This is a genomic window from Paraburkholderia sartisoli, from assembly GCF_900107685.1.
GTDB lineage: Bacteria > Pseudomonadota > Gammaproteobacteria > Burkholderiales > Burkholderiaceae > Paraburkholderia > Paraburkholderia sartisoli.
Window position 1 is genome coordinate 38,182 of the sequence record NZ_FNRQ01000008.1, and the last position, 18,130, is coordinate 56,311.

The window sequence follows — 18,130 nt, forward strand, 5'->3', positions numbered from 1 at the left end:
GCGTGCCGGTTACAAGGTAGACAACGTAGTCAAGGAGACAGCAGATGAAAACCAGTGGCATCAATCACACAAGGCTCGCGGGTCGCCGTACGATGCGTCTTTCCAGCGCCGTCGCCGCGGTCGCGATGGCCGCCGCGTTGCTGGCCGGCGTGAGCGCGCAGGCAGGCGAGCTGAACGTCAACGTGTCGGCGCGCGGCAACCAGCGCTCGACCTGGCAGGACGCATTCGACAAGTTCAAGAAGGCGAACCCCGACGTCGACCTGAAAGTGACGTACGTCACCGAGGAAGCGTACAAGGTGCAGATGGGCGGCTGGCTCGCCACCGATCCGCCTGATGTCGTGTCGTGGCACGACGGCGAACGCATGGCGTATTACGCGCAGCGCGGACTGCTCGCAGACCTCTCGTCCGACTGGAGCAAGAACGGCTGGGACCAGCAATATGCATCGGTGAAGGAAGCCTCGACGTACAAGGGCAAGCAGTACGCGGCGCCGCTCGGTTACGACGCGTACGGCTTCTTCTATCGCAAGGATCTCTTCGAAAAAGCCGGCATCAAGGGCGAGCCGAAAACGTGGGATGAATTTCTCGACGCCTGCAAGAAACTGAAGGCAAGCGGCGTCGCACCGATCGCCGTCGCCGCGCGCGACAGCTGGACGCTTGCCGCGTGGTTCGACTATCTCGACCTGCGCATCAACGGCAACGCGTTCCACCAGAAACTGATGGCGGGTGAAGTGCCATACACGGACGCACGCGTGAAGAAGGTCTACATGGCATGGAAGACGCTGATCGACGACCACTACTTCATCGACAACGCGCTCTCCTACGATCTCGATTCAATCGCGCCGTTCCTCGTGAACGGCAAGGCATCGATGATGCTGATGGGCACGTTCTTCTCGGCCAGCATTCCGGCGTCGGTCAAGCCTGATACGGGCTTCTTCCGTTTCCCGATCGTCGACGCGAACGTGCCGACCGCCGAGGACGGCCCGGTCAACGTGCTGCTCGTACCGGCGAAGGCGAAGAACAAGGCCGACGCGCGGCGTCTGCTCGCCTTCATGGAAACGCCGCAGATCAACGCCGATCTCGCACGCGGCTGGGGCCAGTTGCCGTCGAACAGCAAGGCGGCGGAACCGGACGATCCGATCTCGAAGGTCGGCTTCCAGACGCTGGCGAGCACGACCGGCGGCATCGCGCAGTTCTACGACCGCGACATGACGAAGGAAATGGCCGACGAAGGCATGAAGGCGATGCAGCAGTTCTATAGCGATCCGTCGCAACTCGACTCGCTGCTCGCGCGGCTCGAAGCGACCCGCAAGCGCATCTACAAGAAGTAACGCCCGGTACAGGCGCTCCGATGCAGTGAACGCATCGGGGCGTGGACTCAAGGCTCATCCGCATTTCCCGCGGACTTTACGAGGCCACTCGAATGTCTGATTCAGCAGCCCGCCCGCTGGCGACGGCTCGGGGCCGCCGCACGCCCGCAACCCTGAAACGCCAGCACCGCGCAGCGTTTTTCTTCCTGCTGCCCGCCTGTGCGCTCTTCAGCCTGTGCGTGATCTGGCCCATCATCGACAGCATCGGGCTCAGCTTTTACGACTGGGATGGCATGACGCCGAAGGTCTTCGTCGGCTTCGCGAACTACATCGAGCTGTTTCATGCCGACGTGTTCTACGTCGCGCTGAAGAACAACCTGATCTGGCTTGCCGTCTTCCTGCTCGCGCCACCGCTCGGGCTCGTGTTCGCGCTGTATCTGAACCAGCAGATCAGGGGCATGCGGATCGTGAAGTCGCTGTTCTTCGCGCCGTTCGTGCTCTCGGGCGTCGTGGTCGGGCTCGTGTTCAGCTGGTTCTACGATCCGACGTTCGGTCTGCTCAAGCTCATCGTCGGACACGGCATTCCCGTGCTGGGCGATCCGCACACCGTCACGTTCGGCATCGTCTTCGCCGCGCTGTGGCCGCAGACGCCGTACTGCATGGTGCTGTATCTCACGGGGCTGACCGCCATCAATCCGGAAGTCGTCGAGGCCGCGCGCATGGAAGGCGCGAAAGGCGTGCGGCTCCTGTGGCACGTGATCCTGCCGCAGCTGCGACCCGCGACGTTCATGGCCGTCGTGCTGACCGTGATCGGCGCGTTGCGCAGCTTCGACCTGATTTCGGTGATGAGCGGCGGCGGTCCGTTCGACAGCTCCACCGTGCTCGCCTATTACATGTACGACCAGGCGATCAAGTACTACCGCGAAGGCTATTCGGCTTCGATCGCGGTCGTGCTGTTCGCGATCATGCTCGTCTACATCGTGTTCCACCTGCGCCGGATGTTGCGCGAAGAACGCTGATTCACGGAGACCGTCCTCATGTACCCGCTTCCCGTCGATCGATGGAAACCGCTCAACCGCGCGCTATACAAGGCCTCTTTGCCGCTCGCGCTCCTCGTCTGGCTGCTGCCGATGCTGGCCGTTCTCGTGACGTCGATACGCTCGTCCGAAGAGCTTTCGCAAGGCAACTACTGGACCTGGCCGAAGCACTTCGCGCTGTGGGACAACTACAGCGCGGCGCTCACGCAGACGCCGATGCTGCACTACTTCGCGAACAGCGTGCTGATTACCGTGCCTTCGGTGCTCGGCGCGATGCTGCTCGCCTCGATGGCGGGCTTCGCGCTGGCGACGTACCGCTTTCGCGGCAACACGGCCGTGCTGTTCGCATTCGTCGCGGGCAACTTCGTGCCCGTGCAGATCCTGATGATTCCGGTGCGCGACATGGCGCTCAAGGTCGGCCTGTACAACACCGTGTGGGCGCTCGTGATCTTTCACGTCGCGTTTCAGACCGGGTTTTGCACGCTGTTCCTGCGCAACTTCATCAAGCAGTTGCCGTTCGAGCTGATCGAAGCCGCCCGTGTGGAAGGCGCGAGCGAATGGACCGTCTATGCGCGCATCGTCCTGCCGCTGATCCGCCCTGCGCTCGCCGCGCTCGGCATTCTCGTTTTCACGTTCGTCTGGAACGACTACTTCTGGGCGCTCTGTCTCACGCAGGGCGACGAGGCCGCGCCGATCACCGTCGGCGTCGCCGCGCTCAAGGGCCAGTGGACGACCGCGTGGAATCTCGTCGCGGCGGGGTCGGTGCTGGCCGCGCTGCCTTCCGTGCTGATGTTCTTTGCGATGCAAAAGCATTTCGTTGCGGGCCTGACGTTCGGCGCAAGCAAAGGCTGACCCATTACTTTTACCAGAGAGAATCCTGATGCAGCTAGGTGTCTGCTATTACCCGGAACAGTGGCCACGATCGATGTGGGCCAACGACGCAAAGCGGATGGTCGAACTCGGCATTTCGCACGTACGTATCGCCGAATTCGCGTGGAGCCGCATGGAGCCGCGCGCCCACGAATATGACTGGACCTGGCTCGACGAAGCGGTCTCGACGCTGGCCGGTGCCGGCCTCAAGATCGTTCTCGGCACGCCGACCGCGTCGCCGCCCAGATGGCTCATCGACGCATATCCCGACATCCTGCCCTTGCGCGCGGATGGCACGCGCTGGAACTTCGGTTCGCGCCGTCATTACGACGTGTCGAGCGAACGCTATCGCGAGGAGTGCGTGCGCATCGTCACGGCAATGGCGCGGCGCTATGGCAAGCATCCTTCCGTGATCGCATGGCAGACCGACAACGAACTCGGCTGCCACGACACGATACCGAGCTACTCGACGGCGGCACTCACGCGTTTCAGAACCTGGCTCGCACGCCGCTACGAAACCATCGACGCGTTGAACCGCGCGTGGGGCAACGTGTTCTGGAGCATGGAGTACCCGTCGTTCGACACCATCGGACTGCCGAACCTCACGCCCACCGACGCGAATCCCATTCACCTGCTCGATTTTCGTCGCTTCATGTCGGATGAGGTCGCGAGCTTTCATCGCGAGCAGGCCGACGTGCTGCGCGAATTCGCACCCGGCGCGGACGTGCTGCACAACTTCATGGGCTTCTTCACGACGTTCGACCACTACCGTTTCGTGGAGAACGGCGCCGTCGATGTCGCCGCATGGGACAGCTATCCGCTCGCGCGCACCGAGGTCATCGCGCTGCCCGAGGAAGACAAGGCCCGCTACGCGCGCACAGGACACCCCGACGTGTCCGCCTTCGATCACGACCGCTATCGCGCGATCGGCGCGGGCCGCTTCTGGATCATGGAACAGGAAGCCGGTCCGGTGAACTGGGCGCCGTGGAATCCGGTGCCGGCGCCGGGCATGGTCCGGCTGTGGGCGTACGAGGCGTTCGCGCACGGCGCGGAACTGGTGTCGTATTTCCGCTGGCGCCAGTGTCCGTATGCGCAGGAGCAGATGCATTCCGGACTCAACCTGCCCGACAACCAGCTCTCGCAAGGCGGCCTCGAAGTGGCGCGTGCGGCGCAGGAAATCGCGGCGTCTTCCGTGCTGTCCGGCCTGCCGCCCGCTTCGCGCGCGAAGGTCGCGCTCGTGTTCGACTATGAGACGCAATGGATGTTCGAGATTCAGCGTCACGGCAAGACGTTCGACTATCAGACGCTCGCGTTCGACTACTACCAGGCGTTGCGCGAAATGTCACTGGACGTCGATATCGTTTCGCGCAACGCGGATTTTTCGCAGTACAGCCTGGTGGTCGTTCCAAGTCTCGCCGTCATGTCGGACGATCTCGTGCGGGCGATTGAAAACTCTTCGGCACAATGGGTGTTCGGACCGCGCAGCGGATCGCGCACGCCGGAATTCTCGATTCCGTTGACGTTGCCGCCGGGCCTGCTTCAGTCGGCGTTGCCGGTTCGCGTGCTGGAAGCGGAATCGCTGCGTCCGACGCTCACGCCCGCGACGTCCCTGCACGGCGTCGAAGGCAACGCGATTCACTGGCGCGAGCATCTGCAACCCGGCGCCGGCACCGAAGTGCTGGCGCGCTTCGACGACGGCTGGCCCGCGGTCGTGTCACATGGACGCGTGCGTTATGCGGGTGCGTGGTTCGATCACGCGCTGCATCGCGCGCTACTCGATGACGCCGCGCGCGCCGCCGGGCTCGCCATCGGCACGCTGCCTGAAGGCCTGCGCGTGCGCCGTCGCGGCGACGTGACGTTCGCGTTCAATTTCGGGCCGGACGTCGTCGCGGCGCCCGCGCCCGCGAACGCGCGCTTCGTACTCGGCACACGCGAACTGCGCACCGCCGATCTCTGCGCATGGCTCGAAGCGTGACGCCGTGACGCCGGCCGGTGTCTGGTAGCGCTGCGCAGGCTGCCAGCGCCGGCGTATCATCACGGCTTCATTCCAGCGAAGAGGTGTGGCGGTGAAGATGAAATCGTGCAGGTCGTTTCTGGCGGCCAGTGTGCTGGTAGCGGTATTGCCACTCGTCGCGTGCTCCCATGCACGGCCTCTTGAATTTTCGACAGGCGGCGGCGGCACGAGCGACCCCGATTTCGCCGCGATGGACCGCTCGATGGCCGAGTGCAAGGCGATCTCGCGCAACGCCGCGACGAATCAGTGCTCGAAGATCCGTGCGTACGAGTCGTGCATGAAATCGAGAGGCTATATCACGGTACTCGGACCGGAAAATCCCAAGGGTTGCGGCGACCCCGCATGGGAAAGCGACGTGCGCAAATGGCTCAATTGAAGGCAGGCATGAAGACCGTCGGCCTGCGGTGCGGCATGCGCGGGTGCGATGAGCCGCGCACTGGCCTGACCCGCTATCGCGAAGTTTTCCGCGGATAAAACGGGTCAGCCAGAAGCTGGCGCTGACTTGCGACACAGCGCCACGAACGGTCGATCAGGACGCGTTCACCACTTCCTTGAACGACTTGCCTGCCACGAACTTGACCGTCTTCGCGGCGGCGATCTGGATCTCCGCACCCGTCGACGGGTTGCGGCCCACGCGCGCGGCGCGTGCGCCCGTCGAGAACGAGCCGAAGCCGATCAACTGGACGGTGTCGCCCTTTGCAACGGCGGAGGTCACTGCTGCGATGATCGCGTCGATCGTGCTGCCGGTCGCTGCCTTGCTTTCGCCCGTCGCTGCTGCGACGGCATCAATCAGTTCCTGTTTGTTCATTACTCATCCCGTTCGGTGATTGTGATTCGAGCGCACGCAAAATGGCGCCCGGACCGACACCCTAACCCATCCGGGCGCGTCTGCGCAAATCCGTAATGAGGTGATCGAACCCGCCAGACGCCCCGAACGGCGGGCTCCGGCAGCCGCCAGCAGGGTCGATCCACCCCGAAAATGCGCTAAAACGATCTGAAAGCGCCCCTTTCACGGGTGCTTAAGCCCGTTCAGGCGATTCGTGCCGGCCTGGAAACGCCGCCGAACGGTGATGTAAACAAGCGACGCGTTCGCCGGCCAACGCGGCCTGCCGGGCCGGATCGAACCTTACACTCCAGCACGACGCGGCTTACGGCTGGTCCACGGATTTGCCGACGCTGATGCCCAGTTCGGCCGCCATTTTTTCGACCATCGTTCGCAGTTGATCCAGTTCTTCGCGAAGCTGCTTCTGTTCCGCCTTCAGGCTTTCGAAGGCCGAGGGCGACACGGATTCGTCCAGCGCGCCCGCTTCGGACGTCTCCGGCATCACGACTTCGCCGCACAACAGATGCATCCAGCGGCTTTCGCGCTCGCCTGGCGTGCGCGGCAGTTTGATCACGCGTGCAGGTTCGCCGGTCGCCAGTTCATCGAGAAAAACTTCCACCGACGAGATATCCGCGAAACCATGCAGACGCGCGCTGTTCAGGCGCAGTTCAGCGGCTGTTTGCGGCCCACGCAAGATCAATGTTGTCAGTAACGCGGCCGACTGGCTCGGCACGCCAAGTACGCGCGGCATGTTGTGCTCGAAACGCGGCACGCGGCTGCTGCTGCCCTCGGACACGAGGCTCAGGCGCTTGAGGTTATCGAGCGTGGTGAGCACTTCGGCCTCGGTGACGTTCATCACGGGGTTACGCGCGGTTTTCTGGTTGCAGCCAGACGTGAGCGCGTTCAGCGAAAGCGGATACGTGTCCGGAACGGTGTGCTGCTTTTCGAGCAGTACACCCAGCACGCGTGCTTCGAGCGGCGTCAGCGAACGCAGCGGCGGGCGCGTAAAAGACTCAGTCGTGGAATTCATTGTGTGTTGACGGGCGGGAGCGGATACCTTACGGCGAGCCCTATGATATCCCGCGCGTGCATTGCGACATGTAAGGGTCTGCCTGGTTTAGCATCGCAGGCATGTCCAACTGAGGAATCGGCCATGACCATGGAAGAACTGCTGAAGCGCGCGGGTCTCGCGCGCGAGAAGGCGTACGCCCCCTATTCGAAGTTCAAGGTCGGCGCGGCGCTCCTGACAGGCGACGGCCGCGTGTTCGAAGGCTGCAACGTCGAGAACGCAGCGTACGGCCTGTGCAACTGCGCGGAACGTACCGCATTTTTCAGCGCGATTGCAGCGGGTTACCAGCGCGACCAGTTCGCGGCGCTTGCCGTGACCGGCGACGCCGATGGCCCGATCGCGCCATGTGGCGCGTGCCGCCAGGTCATCATCGAGCTGGGCGGCCCCGACCTGCCGATCCGTCTGGGCAACCTGCGCGGCGCGACCCGCGATACCACCGCGCGCGAACAACTGCCGGATGCGTTCTATCTATGAGCAAGCACAAGGTCATCTACGATACCGATCCCGGCGTCGACGACGCGATGGCGCTCGTCTTTCAGGCGCTGCATCCCGACATCGAACTGCTGGGTCTCACGAGCGTGTTCGGCAACGGCACCATCGAAACCACGACGCGCAACGCGCGCTATCTGGCCGCGAAATTCGCGCCGGGTACGCCCGTCGCACGCGGTGCCGCCGCGCCGCTCAGGCGCGCGGCACCCGAGCCGCTCGCGTGGATTCACGGCGACAACGGTCTGGGCAACATCAGACTCGATACGCACGCTGCAACCGAAGGCGCGCTCGACCCGCGCCCGGCGCATCGCTTCATCATCGAAACGGTGCGTGCGCAACCCGGTGAGGTCACTCTGATCGCGGTCGGACCGCTGACGAATCTCGCGCTCGCGCTCGCCGAAGACCCGCAGGTTGCGACGCTCGTGAAGCAGGTGGTGATCATGGGCGGCGCGTTCGGCACCGATGGTTTTTTCGGCAACGTCACGCCTGCCGCCGAAGCGAATATCCTCGGCGACCCGGATGCAGCCGATGTGGTGCTGGACGCCGCGTGGCCGGTGACGATCGTCGGTCTCGACGTGACGCAGAACACCATCATGTCGACGGCGTACCTCGCTTCAATTCGCGACCGCGCGGGCGACGCCGGGCGTTTCGTGTGGGACGTGTCGCGTCATTACGAAGATTTTCATCTGAAGAGCGCGCAGCTGGCGGGCATCTATGTGCATGATTCGTCGGCGGTTGCGTATGTGCTCGCGCCGCATCTGTACACCACGCGCAGCGGCCCCGTGCGTGTGCTGACGGAAGGCATCGCCGCCGGCATGACCCTCCAGAAGCCAGCGACGATGCCCGTGCCGGCGCCCGACTGGGACCGCCGGCCGGCATGCAAGGTTTGCATCCGCGTCGACGCGCCCGCGATGCTGTCGCTCTACGAAAGGACGCTCTGCGGGACGCTTTAGCGCGCTTCCCGTGGCAACGCCCCGGGTTTCACGCTTCAGGCCGCGAGCGTCGCGATGCGCGCGCCAAGCCATGCACGCATCGCGTCGATCTCTTCCGCGCACACGGAATGCGGCATCAGGTACGCGTGCCAGTCGACCTTGCAGCCCTGCGCGATCGCGAAGTCGCGGCCCTGTTCACCGAGCGCGAGCGGCAGCACGTCGTCGTGGATGCCGTGCGCGGCGAAAATCGGCGTGTCGCGATTCACGGCGCCGAGGCCGCGCTCGATGAAGCCCGGCGAAGGCACATAACCCGACATCACGATCAGCCCCGCGAGCGGTTCGCCATGCGTCAGTCCCGCTGAATACGTCATCGCCCCGCCCTGCGAAAATCCGGCGAGAAAAATTTTCGACGTCGGGATGCCACGCGCATTCTGCACGGCGATCAGTTCGCGCACCGTCGCGCACGAAGCCTCGATACCGGCTTCGTCGACCTGCCGGTTGACGCCCTGAAACGACAGGATGTCGTACCACGCACGCATCACATAACCGTTGTTCGCCGTGACGGCGATCTCGGGCGCGTTCGGAAACACGAAGCGCACTGCCGGCAAGCCAGCCAGGCGCAGTTCGGGGACAAGTGGAACGAAGTCGTTCGCGTCGGCGCCCAGGCCGTGCAGCAGAATGACGGCGAACTCGGGGTTCGGCGCGGTTTCGATTTCGATCGTCGATGAAAGACCGGTCATGTTGAGTCGCTCCGCAGGTTCAGGATGATCGTGGCCAGACGCCGGAACTGCCGCGGCGGTGGCTGTCGAGCAAATGTGTGTCGATGATGCCCGTCGCTTCCATCAGCGCGTGCATCGTGGTCGGGCCGACAAATGAGAAGCCCCGCTTGCGCAACGCCTTGCTCAACGCAACGGATGCATCGGAGGTTGTCGGGATCTCCGCGATGGTACGCGGCTCGGGCGTCGTGCGCGGCTTGAACGACCAGATGAAATCCGCAAGCCCGCCATCCGCGCGCAGCGCGACGGTTGCGGCCGCGTTGCCGATCGTCGCCAGAATCTTCGCACGATTGCGGATGATGCCACTGTCGGCCAGCAGCCTTTCGACATCGTCCTGCGTGAAAGCAGCCACCGTGTCGGGTTCGAAGTCGCGAAACGCGGCGCGAAACGCATCGCGCCTGCGCAGGATCGTGAGCCACGAGAGACCGGACTGAAAACCTTCCAGCGCGAGACGCTCGAAGAGTCCCCGCTCGTCGCGCACCGGCATGCCCCACTCGGTGTCGTAATAGCGCTGCAACAGCGGATCGACCGCGGCCCACGGCGGACGCGCAAGACCGTCTTCGCCGATGACGACGCCGTCCGGTTCCGCCACTACCGCCGCTACCGTTTCTGGATTCGAACGCATGATTTCAGGGCTTTGCCGCATGTTTAGACGGGCAATAAAAACGCCGCCCTTCGCTTTGCTTTTCAGGCAAGACGAAGGGCGGCGGCGTTACAGCTCAAATGTGAATCAGACTGCCATCACCGAGACGGCCTTCGTCACGAGATAGGCTTCCATCGCTTCCGGGCCGCCTTCCGAACCGTAACCCGAATCCTTCACGCCGCCAAACGGCATTTCCGGCGAAGGCGTGGCGGGCTGGTTGATCCACAGCATGCCGACTTCCATCTGCTGTGACAGCAGATGCACGTTGCGGAATGACTTCGTGAACGCATAGCCGGCGAGGCCGAACGGCAGACGATTCGCTTCGGCAATCGCGTCTTCGAGCCTGTCGAAACCACGGATAGCCGCGATCGGGCCGAACGGCTCGTTGTTGAACACATCGGCTTCGAGCGACACGTTCGTCAGCACCGTCGGCGAGAAGAAGTTGCCTTCCGCGCCGACGCGTTCACCACCGGTCGCGACCGTGGCGCCCGTGGCGCGTGCGTTGTCGACCACCTTGCTCATCGCCGTCAGGCGACGCGCGTTGGCGAGCGGCCCGAGCGTCGTGCCTTCGGCAAGGCCGTCGCCGAGCTTCAGGCTTTCGGCGTGCTTGACCAGCGCGGCGGCAAACTCTTCGCGGATGCTGTTGTGTACGAGAAAGCGCGTCGGCGAAATGCAGACCTGGCCGGCGTTACGGAATTTCGCGCCGCCCGACGCTTTCACGGCGAGCGCCACGTCGGCGTCTTCAGCCACGATCACGGGCGCGTGACCGCCCAGCTCCATCGTCGCGCGTTTCATGTGCTGGCCGGCGAGCGCCGCCAGTTGCTTGCCGACCGGCGTCGAACCGGTGAACGTCACCTTGCGGATGACCGGGTGCGGAATCAGGTAGCTGGAAATTTCAGCCGGATCGCCAAAGACGAGACCGACCGTGCCCGGCGGCACGCCTGCATCGACGAAAGCCTGCAGCAGGCCCGCCGGCGAAGCGGGGGTTTCTTCCGGCGCCTTCACGAGGAACGAGCAGCCGCTCGCGAGCGCCGCGCTCAGCTTGCGCACGATCTGGTTGACCGGGAAATTCCACGGCGTGAACGCGGCGACCGGGCCGATCGGCTCCTTGATCACCAGCTGCTGCGCCGACAGGTTGCGCGACGGCACGATCCGGCCATACACGCGGCGACCTTCGTCGGCGAACCATTCGATGATGTCGGCGGCGGCCAGCACTTCGCCGCGCGCTTCCGGGAACGGCTTGCCCTGTTCCTGCGTCATCAGGCGGGCGATGTCCGAGGCGCGCTCGCGCACCAGGCTCGCGGCCTTGCGCATCGTAGTCGCGCGCTCGTTGGCGGGGATCTTGCGCCACGCCTCGAATCCGCTTTGCGCGGCGGCGAGCGCCCGGTCGAGGTCGGGAATCCCGGCGTGCGCCACCTTGCCGATGGGCTTGCCGGTCGCCGGATTGATGACGTCGAGCGTCTTGCCGCTTGCGGCGTCGCACCATGCGTTGTTGATCAGGAGTCGGGTATCGGTATAGGTCGAGGTCACGATGTCGGGTTCCAGATGAGTGAGGAATGTCAGGCTGCACTACGCGCGCGCCGGTCAGAAGCATGGCGCTGAACTGTCAATGGTATCCGAATGCGCCACCGTGCGTTGGTGGCGCGGGAGTGTGGGCCGCCAACGGAATTCGCCGGCACGCCGGTCCGACTGGTCTCACGGACGCCGCCGCGTGGACCATCTCCGTTGCGCTCACAACCCGCCGACGCCCCGCGTGACGAGCGCGTACGGCCCGTGCGTCAGCTGTTCCCTGAGGAAGTCGATGCACACCTGGATTTTCGCGGAAGACGACAGCCGTTCCGACGTCACCGCCCACACATCCGCCGGCTGCGCGTAGTCCGGCAGCACGCGCACCAGTTCGCCCGAGCGCAGGCTCTCCGCGACGTCCCACACCGACACCATGACGATGCCGAAGCCGTCACGCGCCCATTGCACGACGATGTCGCTGTGATTGGACGCGACCGTGCCGGTCACCTTCACGCTCTTTTCGCCTTGCGGCCCGGTGAGGCGCCACACGCCGAAACGGTCGTCGCGTCCCCGAAACACCAGACAGTTGTGCGCGACCAGATCGTTCAGCGCGACCGGCGTGCCCCTGCGTTCGAGATACGCGGGCGCCGCGCACAGAATGCGCGTGCTCTCCACGATCCTGTGCGCGATCAGGTGCGGCTCCTGCACTTCTCCCACGCGAATGTCGATGTCGAAGTTTTCGCCGATGAGGTCGGCCCGCCGGTCGAGCAGTTCCAGCCAGACTTCGAGATCCGGATGCTGCGTGTGCAGCATCGCAAGAACCGGCGAGACGTGGTTGCGCCCCAGCCGCAGGCTCGTGCTGATACGCAGCAGGCCGTGGAGCGCGCTGCGGCGGTCGGCAAACGTGTCGGCCATGCCCTGCACGTCGTCGAGAATTTTCTGCGCCCATTGCAGCGCGGCCTCGCCGTCGCTCGTCAGGCTGACCCTGCGCGTGGTGCGCTGAAAGAGCTTCACGCCGAGGCTCGCCTCCATCATCGCAATGCGCTTGCTGACATGCGAAGGCGAAAGCCCCATTTCCGTCGAGGCGGCGACGAAACTGCCCTTTCTGGCGATGTGGCAGAAGAGCTGCAGATCGCGCAGAAAGGAATCATTCGTGGCTGTGAGCGCATTCTGACTTTCCATCTGGCCGCATTGTGTCCTGTGAGTTGCACATTACCCTAGCCGTAACCCGCCGGTCACGCAAGCAAACGGCTCGTATTGACAGACACAGACTCAGGAAAAGGCGCAATGGAAAAGACCCGGATTGCGGTCGCGGGCGCGGGCTATATCGGCCTCGCACATATGGCCGCCGCGCGACAGAGCGGTACCTGCACGTTGTCGGCGATCGTCGACCCGTCGCCTGCCGCACAGGCGGTTGCCGCGAAGGAAGGCGTGCCGCTCTACCCGTCGCTCGACGCGCTGTTCGAGAAGGAACGTCCTGACGGCGTCATTCTCGCGACACCGAACCCGCTGCATCTCGAACACGCGCTGACGTGCCTCCAGGCGCGCGTGCCGACGTTGCTCGAAAAACCGGTGACGCCCACCGTCGCCGAAGCCGAGAAGCTCGTCAACGAAGTGGATCGCGCGGGCGTGAAAGTGCTGATCGGTCATCACCGCGCGCACAGTCCGATCATGGCGCGCGCGAAACAGGTGATCGACGAAGGGCACCTCGGCGCGCTGGTCGCCGTCATGGGCAGCGCGGTGTTTTTCAAGCCGGATCAATACTTCGCCGATGCGCCGTGGCGTCGGCAACCGGGTGGGGGTCCCGTCCTGCTCAACATGATCCACGAAGTACACAACCTGCGGATGCTGTGCGGCGACATCGTCGCGGTCCAGGCGTTCGCATCGCGGGCGACGCGCGGCTTTCCCGTCGAGGACACGGTGGCCATCAACCTGCGTTTTGCAAATGGCGCGCTCGGCAGCTTCATGCTGTCCGATACCGCGGCAAGCGCGCGCAGCTGGGAGCAGACATCGCAGGAAAACAAGGCGTATCCGACGTATCCTGACGAAGATTGCTATATGATCGCCGGCACGTTCGGCTCGCTCAGTGTGCCGACGATGCGCATGAAAAGCTGGCGCAACGCCGAAGACCGCTCGTGGTGGAAGCCCTTCGAAACCAGCGTTGCCGATTTGACGCGCGACGACCCGCTCAGGCTTCAGATCGAGCATTTCGCGCGCGTCATTCGCGGCGAAGCCGAGCCGCTGGTCAGCGTGCGCGACGGTTTGCAGAACCTGAAAATCACCGAGGCGATCGTGCAGGCCGCCCGCACCGGCTCGATCGTCGACACGACACCGGCCCATTGACGCCCACGACATCCCCTGAAGGAAGATCCATGAAAACGTTCGTCATGCTTCACGGCATCAATCACAACATGTTCGGCAAGCGCGACCCGGCGCAGTACGGCACGATCACGCTCGATGAAATCGACAGCAGGCTGCAGGCGCTCGGCAAGGAACTCGGCGTGACGGTCGAGAGTTTCCAGACCAACAGCGAAGGCGACATGTGCGAGCGCATCCACCAGGCGTTCACCGACAAGGCCGACGGCGTGCTCATCAACGCGGGTGCGTGGACGCACTATAGCTACGGTATCCGCGATGCGCTCGCGATCCTCACCGTGCCCATCGTCGAAATTCACATGTCCAACATCCATGCACGCGAAGCATTCCGGCACCAGTCGGTATTCGCCGAAATCGTCAAAGGACAGATCTGCGGCTTCGGCGTCGACAGCTATCTGCTAGGCCTGAGAGCCGCGGTTTCAGCGGCTGCGGCTTAAGGCGCAGCCCGCCCGGCAATCGTTACTCCATCCCGGCTGCACTGTTAGCTTGAGCCCGCGCACCCGCGGTCACTGTCAGGCGTCGGGTACACCATTGCACGAACATGGCCAGTGCCGCCGCCTCGATAAACGAGGGGGTGGCTGCCTGATACGGAAGCACAAGCGAAAGAAACAGGCAGAACGCCGCGAACGAAAAGCGGCCCAGCACCATTCCGCGCAGCAGCGACACCACGAACGCGGGCCCATGCGCGCGATGCGACGAGACCGACAGTACGCTCGTCAGTAACGGGAAGACGGCGAGCAATCCGCTCCATGTCGCGCCGACGCGGGCTGAAACCGCAGTAACGACCAGCGTAAGCACCGCGCCGGCGAGCATTCTGCCGGCCAGATCCGCGCGACCAAGCGGCGCCCCGGCGGCGACAGCGGCACTGCGCGGCAGGAACGACTGACCGAAGAGAACAGCCGTCAACGCCACGCACACGGCCCACACCAGCGAAACAGGCAGCAACGACAGAAGGCATGCGGCGACAAACCAGGTGCCCAACGCGGCCGCCAGCGCGATCGGCCATGAACGGGAACGGCATATCCAGGCGTAGGCAAAATTGAACGCTTCGGATGCGAGGATCGCGGACAGAGACAGCGTCGCGGCCCGCGCACCAAACTCGGGGCCATGTGCCAGGACAAGCAGATAAAGAATGGGACCGGCGACGACGGGGAGTCCAGCAAGCCATCCGGCGATCGATGGACCCCACCATTTACCGGACATCGAGACGCCCAGCAGAAAGAAGGGAACCAGCGTGAGCTTGAGTGCAAGCATGGCAAAACCGCGCGGATGTAAAGCCAGATACTACCAAAGCACCGCGTCATATAAAGCCGCGCGCGGTAAGCGGCGCTCGTCATGTGCGATCTGCCTTTACACTGTGTACCCGGAAAACCAGCCGACGCCCTGATGAAAAACACGCTTTCACTGCCGGACCGCTATCTGGTCACGCCCGAGCCGGACGCAATGAGTCAGGACGTCTTTCTCGATTGCATCAAAGAGGCGCTCAAAGCAGGTATTGCGCTCGTCCAGCTGCGCAGCAAGACGATGAGCGCCGACCACTACGCGCTGCTCGCGAGGCAGGCGCTCGATCTCTGTCACGCATTCAATGCGAGGCTGATCGTGAATCATGCGGCGTTCACGTTCGACACGCTCGGCGCCGACGGCGTGCATATGAGCAGCCAGCTTCTGATGACGCAGACCCGCCGCCCCGTGTCGCTCGACGTTCTGTTTTCCGCCAGCTGTCATGACGCTGCGCAGTTGTCCCAGGCTCAGGCACTCGATGCGGATTTCGTCACGCTCTCGCCGGTATTGCGGACACGCACGCATCCTGACGCATCGCCGCTGGGATGGGACGCCTTCGCCGCGCTGGTTTCGCTGACGGATACGCCCGTGTATGCGCTCGGCGGCATGGAACGCGTCCATATTGCCCAGGCGCAGTCGGCGGGCGCGACCGGCATCGCGGCCATCGGCAGCCTGTGGCCTGGGCCTCGCGATTAACACGCATTCACACTGCGAGATTGCTGACGGTTGTAATGCAAGGCACCGCTCAAGCACGACCTCGACCCTTTGTTCCGTTCAACGCATCACCTAACATAAAAGAGCGGCTCTCACCGCTTGAGGTGTTGCCATGACAACCGTTATTCGTATTACGGCAGGTGTGCTGGCTGGTGCGTTCTGCGTGGGATCGGCGATTGCCCACACTGGCGCTTCGCGACCGTATGATCCGTCCGCCCCGCTTACCCGTGCCGACGTGCGCGCGGATCTCCTCGCGTGGCGCGCGGCCGGCTACGATCCGCTGGACTGGCTCGACTATCCAGAGAACGCGCAACGCGCAGGCCGTATCGTTGCAGCGCAGCGCGCGCAAGCGGCGGGCTCGGACTGCATGCAATAAGGCGGGCACGCGCGTGGCATCACTGCCGCGCAGGCTGCGCCCCCAGGAAGTCGACGTTCCATCGATATCCAGACGCTTCAGATAGCGAGGGGGACGGCTTGCCGCCATGCCACCATGCCGCCAATCGACGTCGACGCGCCCACGGGCGCGGCGGCCGGGCCACCCGAACTGCCTGAACTGTCCGAGCCGCCCCCACAGCCTGCCAGCAATGTCATCGCCAGCATGCCCGTGCCCAGGCACGCAAACACGCCCGTCCTTACCCAATCGTTCATGATGAGCCCCGTGATGGTTGTGTAACCGGCATCCTGCGTGATGCGGGCCGCGATCTCTGCCTGGCCAGGGCGAATACGGTGTCCTCTCCGTACTATGCATGCCGCATCGGGGCGTATCCATGGGCAGAATTGACTATGCGCGAACGGATTTCCTCGAAGACGGGTTGTGACGCGTGGCGTGGCGGACAGCTTCGATATTTGATGTGCCAAAGCGGCAAGGCGCGTGTCGCATCATCACGTCCTGAGTGCCGGAAAGATCTTTTGCGCCTTATACTGCTGTGAACCGGGACCCATGGACAAAGCGTCCCGGACACACATCGCCCGCTCATGCCCTGGCCTTCCAACCTGAGGGAGCCGCCCGATGAACGTGATAGCGCAGCTTAAGCAAGTCCTGAACCGCCGCACGCGGCGCAACCTGCCCGTCGCTCGCACTGCCCTCTCCATCGCGTTTGCTGCAACCTGTACGTTCGGGGTCTGTCTGCCAGGTGTCGCGCAGGATTCCGACGCCGTTGCCCGCCCGGTCAGCCCCGGCAACGGCAACAGCCGCGACGTGAAAGTGATGATCATCTCGATGTTCGGGCCTGAAGGACAGGTATGGCTCGACAACCTTGGCCCGTGGAAAGCCATCAAGGTGCCGGGCCTTTCGCCGGATTACCCCGAAGTGCATTGCAACCGCCAGCAAGTCTGCGTGCTGACGACGGGCATGGGCCATGCCAATGCGGCTGCGTCGCTGATGGCGCTCACGTTCTCCGACAAGTTCGATCTGCGCCGCACGTATTTCATGATCGCGGGCATTGCGGGCATCGATCCGATGCAGGGCACGCTTGGATCGGCCGCGTGGGCGAAGTATCTGGTCGACTTTGGCATCCAGTGGGAAATCGACGCACGCGAGAAACCCGATAGCTGGCCCAGCGGCTTCCTTGGCATCAACACGAAATCGCCGTCCGGCAAGCCGCCGCTCGACTACCGCACCGAAGTGTTCGCGCTGAACGCAAAGCTTGCCGACACTGCGTTTGCGCTTTCGCGAAACGTGACGTTAGCGGACACCAATGCGGCGCAGCTCGCGCGCGCGAAGTTCAACTACCCACCGGCCAACCAGCCGCCTAAAGTGATCCAGTGCGACACGCTCGCGGGCGATACGTGGTGGTCCGGCAAATATATCGGCGAGCGCGCACGCGACTGGACGAAGCTGCTGACCGATAACAAAGGCACGTATTGCACGACCCAGCAGGAAGACAACGCGACGTACGAGGCGCTCAAGCGGGCGGCAAGCACGGGGCGTGTCGATCTGAACCGTATCGCGGCATTGCGCTCGGGTTCCGATTTCGACCGGCCGTACGACGGCCAGAGCGCGTCCGACAACCTTCTCAACTATGCGGCACAAGGCGGCTTCGGTCCCGCGATCGAAAACCTTTACCGCGCCGGCAATCCGCTCGTGCAGGACATCGTCACGCATTGGGGCGAATGGCGCGATGGCGTGCCGTCACGGTAATCAGTACGCGTGTCGATGCTTCCGGCATCGAAGCTTCTTTAGCCGGACTGATGCAATCTATCAAATATCGCAACGTGACCTATTATGGAATACGCTCGGGTATCTGATGAATTGCGACGGGTAGCGATTCATGCAACGTTCGATGCATCGAGC

General features: G+C 63.7%; 20 protein-coding genes. 12 read left to right on the top strand and 8 right to left on the bottom strand.

The genetic code is table 11. The features are described from left to right. The first annotated feature begins 92 nt into the window (after window positions 1-92). The 5 genes from BLV45_RS21855 to BLV45_RS21875 all read left to right on the top strand — a co-directional run bounded on the left by BLV45_RS21855 (window position 93) and on the right by BLV45_RS21875 (window position 5,604). Window positions 93-1,328, top strand: a complete 1,236-nt coding sequence (locus tag BLV45_RS21855; protein WP_090536796.1) for an ABC transporter substrate-binding protein — start codon at window positions 93-95, stop codon at window positions 1,326-1,328. A 92-nt stretch (window positions 1,329-1,420) separates the two neighbouring features. Beyond that, window positions 1,421-2,326 (top strand): carbohydrate ABC transporter permease, encoded by a 906-nt coding sequence (locus BLV45_RS21860; protein ID WP_090536445.1) that lies wholly within the window; start codon window positions 1,421-1,423, stop codon window positions 2,324-2,326. An 18-nt stretch (window positions 2,327-2,344) separates the two neighbouring features. Continuing rightward, window positions 2,345-3,196: a carbohydrate ABC transporter permease gene (locus BLV45_RS21865; protein WP_090536446.1), complete on the top strand. Its 852-nt coding sequence runs from the start codon at window positions 2,345-2,347 to the stop codon at window positions 3,194-3,196. A 28-nt stretch (window positions 3,197-3,224) separates the two neighbouring features. Continuing rightward, window positions 3,225-5,189: a beta-galactosidase gene (locus tag BLV45_RS21870; RefSeq protein ID WP_090536448.1), complete on the top strand. Its 1,965-nt coding sequence runs from the start codon at window positions 3,225-3,227 to the stop codon at window positions 5,187-5,189. A gap of 97 nt (window positions 5,190-5,286) precedes the next feature. Continuing rightward, window positions 5,287-5,604, top strand: a complete 318-nt coding sequence (locus BLV45_RS21875; protein ID WP_090536798.1) for a hypothetical protein — start codon at window positions 5,287-5,289, stop codon at window positions 5,602-5,604. 153 nt (window positions 5,605-5,757) lie between these two features. Here the strand turns inward: BLV45_RS21875 and BLV45_RS21880 are convergent, their stop codons facing one another. Then, a complete protein-coding gene (locus BLV45_RS21880; RefSeq protein WP_090536450.1) occupies window positions 5,758-6,036 on the bottom strand; it encodes an HU family DNA-binding protein in 279 nt (92 codons plus the stop codon). A 340-nt stretch (window positions 6,037-6,376) separates the two neighbouring features. After that, complete coding sequence (locus tag BLV45_RS21885) at window positions 6,377-7,081, bottom strand: YceH family protein (RefSeq protein ID WP_090536452.1); 705 nt, start codon at window positions 7,079-7,081, stop codon at window positions 6,377-6,379. 123 nt (window positions 7,082-7,204) lie between these two features. Between BLV45_RS21885 and BLV45_RS21890 the strand changes: the two genes are divergently transcribed. Beyond that, window positions 7,205-7,594: a cytidine deaminase gene (locus BLV45_RS21890; RefSeq protein ID WP_090536454.1), complete on the top strand. Its 390-nt coding sequence runs from the start codon at window positions 7,205-7,207 to the stop codon at window positions 7,592-7,594. Then, entirely contained in the window at window positions 7,591-8,562 is a 972-nt protein-coding gene (locus BLV45_RS21895; protein WP_090536455.1) for a nucleoside hydrolase, read from the top strand. Before BLV45_RS21890 ends, BLV45_RS21895 begins: the two co-directional genes overlap by 4 nt. 35 nt (window positions 8,563-8,597) lie before the next feature. On the opposite strand, the gene BLV45_RS21900 is transcribed toward BLV45_RS21895, so the two are convergent. From BLV45_RS21900 to BLV45_RS21915, 4 genes are all read right to left on the bottom strand, one after another. Beyond that, on the bottom strand, window positions 8,598-9,281 hold the full coding sequence (locus BLV45_RS21900; protein ID WP_090536457.1) for an alpha/beta hydrolase: 684 nt from the start codon (window positions 9,279-9,281) through the stop codon (window positions 8,598-8,600). A 19-nt stretch (window positions 9,282-9,300) separates the two neighbouring features. After that, complete coding sequence (locus BLV45_RS21905) at window positions 9,301-9,942, bottom strand: DNA-3-methyladenine glycosylase I (RefSeq protein WP_176954227.1); 642 nt, start codon at window positions 9,940-9,942, stop codon at window positions 9,301-9,303. A 105-nt stretch (window positions 9,943-10,047) separates the two neighbouring features. Then, window positions 10,048-11,493 (bottom strand): NAD-dependent succinate-semialdehyde dehydrogenase, encoded by a 1,446-nt coding sequence (locus BLV45_RS21910; protein ID WP_090536460.1) that lies wholly within the window; start codon window positions 11,491-11,493, stop codon window positions 10,048-10,050. Between the two features lie 198 nt (window positions 11,494-11,691). After that, complete coding sequence (locus BLV45_RS21915) at window positions 11,692-12,648, bottom strand: LysR family transcriptional regulator (protein WP_090536462.1); 957 nt, start codon at window positions 12,646-12,648, stop codon at window positions 11,692-11,694. 105 nt (window positions 12,649-12,753) lie between these two features. Here BLV45_RS21915 and BLV45_RS21920 point away from each other — a divergent pair, with 105 nt between their 5' ends. Next, window positions 12,754-13,809, top strand: a complete 1,056-nt coding sequence (locus BLV45_RS21920; RefSeq protein ID WP_090536464.1) for a Gfo/Idh/MocA family protein — start codon at window positions 12,754-12,756, stop codon at window positions 13,807-13,809. Between the two features lie 29 nt (window positions 13,810-13,838). Further along, window positions 13,839-14,279: a type II 3-dehydroquinate dehydratase gene (gene aroQ / locus BLV45_RS21925; protein ID WP_090536466.1), complete on the top strand. Its 441-nt coding sequence runs from the start codon at window positions 13,839-13,841 to the stop codon at window positions 14,277-14,279. Between the two features lie 22 nt (window positions 14,280-14,301). Here the strand turns inward: aroQ and BLV45_RS21930 are convergent, their stop codons facing one another. Further along, window positions 14,302-15,096 (bottom strand): hypothetical protein, encoded by a 795-nt coding sequence (locus tag BLV45_RS21930; protein ID WP_090536469.1) that lies wholly within the window; start codon window positions 15,094-15,096, stop codon window positions 14,302-14,304. A 132-nt stretch (window positions 15,097-15,228) separates the two neighbouring features. Here BLV45_RS21930 and BLV45_RS21935 point away from each other — a divergent pair, with 132 nt between their 5' ends. After that, entirely contained in the window at window positions 15,229-15,819 is a 591-nt protein-coding gene (locus BLV45_RS21935; protein ID WP_090536471.1) for a thiamine phosphate synthase, read from the top strand. A gap of 130 nt (window positions 15,820-15,949) precedes the next feature. After that, complete coding sequence (locus BLV45_RS21940) at window positions 15,950-16,213, top strand: DUF4148 domain-containing protein (RefSeq protein ID WP_090536473.1); 264 nt, start codon at window positions 15,950-15,952, stop codon at window positions 16,211-16,213. A 77-nt stretch (window positions 16,214-16,290) separates the two neighbouring features. Here BLV45_RS21940 and BLV45_RS21945 read toward each other — a convergent pair whose 3' ends face one another. Next, window positions 16,291-16,485: a hypothetical protein gene (locus BLV45_RS21945; RefSeq protein WP_090536476.1), complete on the bottom strand. Its 195-nt coding sequence runs from the start codon at window positions 16,483-16,485 to the stop codon at window positions 16,291-16,293. A 361-nt stretch (window positions 16,486-16,846) separates the two neighbouring features. Between BLV45_RS21945 and BLV45_RS21950 the strand changes: the two genes are divergently transcribed. Beyond that, window positions 16,847-17,977 (top strand): purine-nucleoside phosphorylase, encoded by a 1,131-nt coding sequence (locus BLV45_RS21950; protein ID WP_245753471.1) that lies wholly within the window; start codon window positions 16,847-16,849, stop codon window positions 17,975-17,977. The last annotated feature ends 153 nt before the right edge of the window (window positions 17,978-18,130 follow it).

Excerpts from the sequence above, each read along its gene's own strand:
- BLV45_RS21855 (WP_090536796.1), top strand. The coding sequence starts at position 93 with ATGCGTCTTTCCAGCGCCGTCGCCGCGGTCGCGATGGCCGCCGCGTTG.
- BLV45_RS21860 (WP_090536445.1), top strand. The coding sequence starts at position 1,421 with ATGTCTGATTCAGCAGCCCGCCCGCTGGCGACGGCTCGGGGCCGCCGC.
- BLV45_RS21865 (WP_090536446.1), top strand. The coding sequence starts at position 2,345 with ATGTACCCGCTTCCCGTCGATCGATGGAAACCGCTCAACCGCGCGCTA.
- BLV45_RS21870 (WP_090536448.1), top strand. The coding sequence starts at position 3,225 with ATGCAGCTAGGTGTCTGCTATTACCCGGAACAGTGGCCACGATCGATG.
- BLV45_RS21875 (WP_090536798.1), top strand. The coding sequence starts at position 5,287 with ATGAAATCGTGCAGGTCGTTTCTGGCGGCCAGTGTGCTGGTAGCGGTA.
- BLV45_RS21880 (WP_090536450.1), bottom strand. The coding sequence starts at position 6,036 with ATGAACAAACAGGAACTGATTGATGCCGTCGCAGCAGCGACGGGCGAA.
- BLV45_RS21885 (WP_090536452.1), bottom strand. The coding sequence starts at position 7,081 with ATGAATTCCACGACTGAGTCTTTTACGCGCCCGCCGCTGCGTTCGCTG.
- BLV45_RS21890 (WP_090536454.1), top strand. The coding sequence starts at position 7,205 with ATGACCATGGAAGAACTGCTGAAGCGCGCGGGTCTCGCGCGCGAGAAG.
- BLV45_RS21895 (WP_090536455.1), top strand. The coding sequence starts at position 7,591 with ATGAGCAAGCACAAGGTCATCTACGATACCGATCCCGGCGTCGACGAC.
- BLV45_RS21900 (WP_090536457.1), bottom strand. The coding sequence starts at position 9,281 with ATGACCGGTCTTTCATCGACGATCGAAATCGAAACCGCGCCGAACCCC.
- BLV45_RS21905 (WP_176954227.1), bottom strand. The coding sequence starts at position 9,942 with ATGCGTTCGAATCCAGAAACGGTAGCGGCGGTAGTGGCGGAACCGGAC.
- BLV45_RS21915 (WP_090536462.1), bottom strand. The coding sequence starts at position 12,648 with ATGGAAAGTCAGAATGCGCTCACAGCCACGAATGATTCCTTTCTGCGC.
- BLV45_RS21920 (WP_090536464.1), top strand. The coding sequence starts at position 12,754 with ATGGAAAAGACCCGGATTGCGGTCGCGGGCGCGGGCTATATCGGCCTC.
- aroQ (WP_090536466.1), top strand. The coding sequence starts at position 13,839 with ATGAAAACGTTCGTCATGCTTCACGGCATCAATCACAACATGTTCGGC.
- BLV45_RS21930 (WP_090536469.1), bottom strand. The coding sequence starts at position 15,096 with ATGCTTGCACTCAAGCTCACGCTGGTTCCCTTCTTTCTGCTGGGCGTC.
- BLV45_RS21935 (WP_090536471.1), top strand. The coding sequence starts at position 15,229 with ATGAAAAACACGCTTTCACTGCCGGACCGCTATCTGGTCACGCCCGAG.
- BLV45_RS21940 (WP_090536473.1), top strand. The coding sequence starts at position 15,950 with ATGACAACCGTTATTCGTATTACGGCAGGTGTGCTGGCTGGTGCGTTC.
- BLV45_RS21945 (WP_090536476.1), bottom strand. The coding sequence starts at position 16,485 with ATGAACGATTGGGTAAGGACGGGCGTGTTTGCGTGCCTGGGCACGGGC.
- BLV45_RS21950 (WP_245753471.1), top strand. The coding sequence starts at position 16,847 with ATGAACGTGATAGCGCAGCTTAAGCAAGTCCTGAACCGCCGCACGCGG.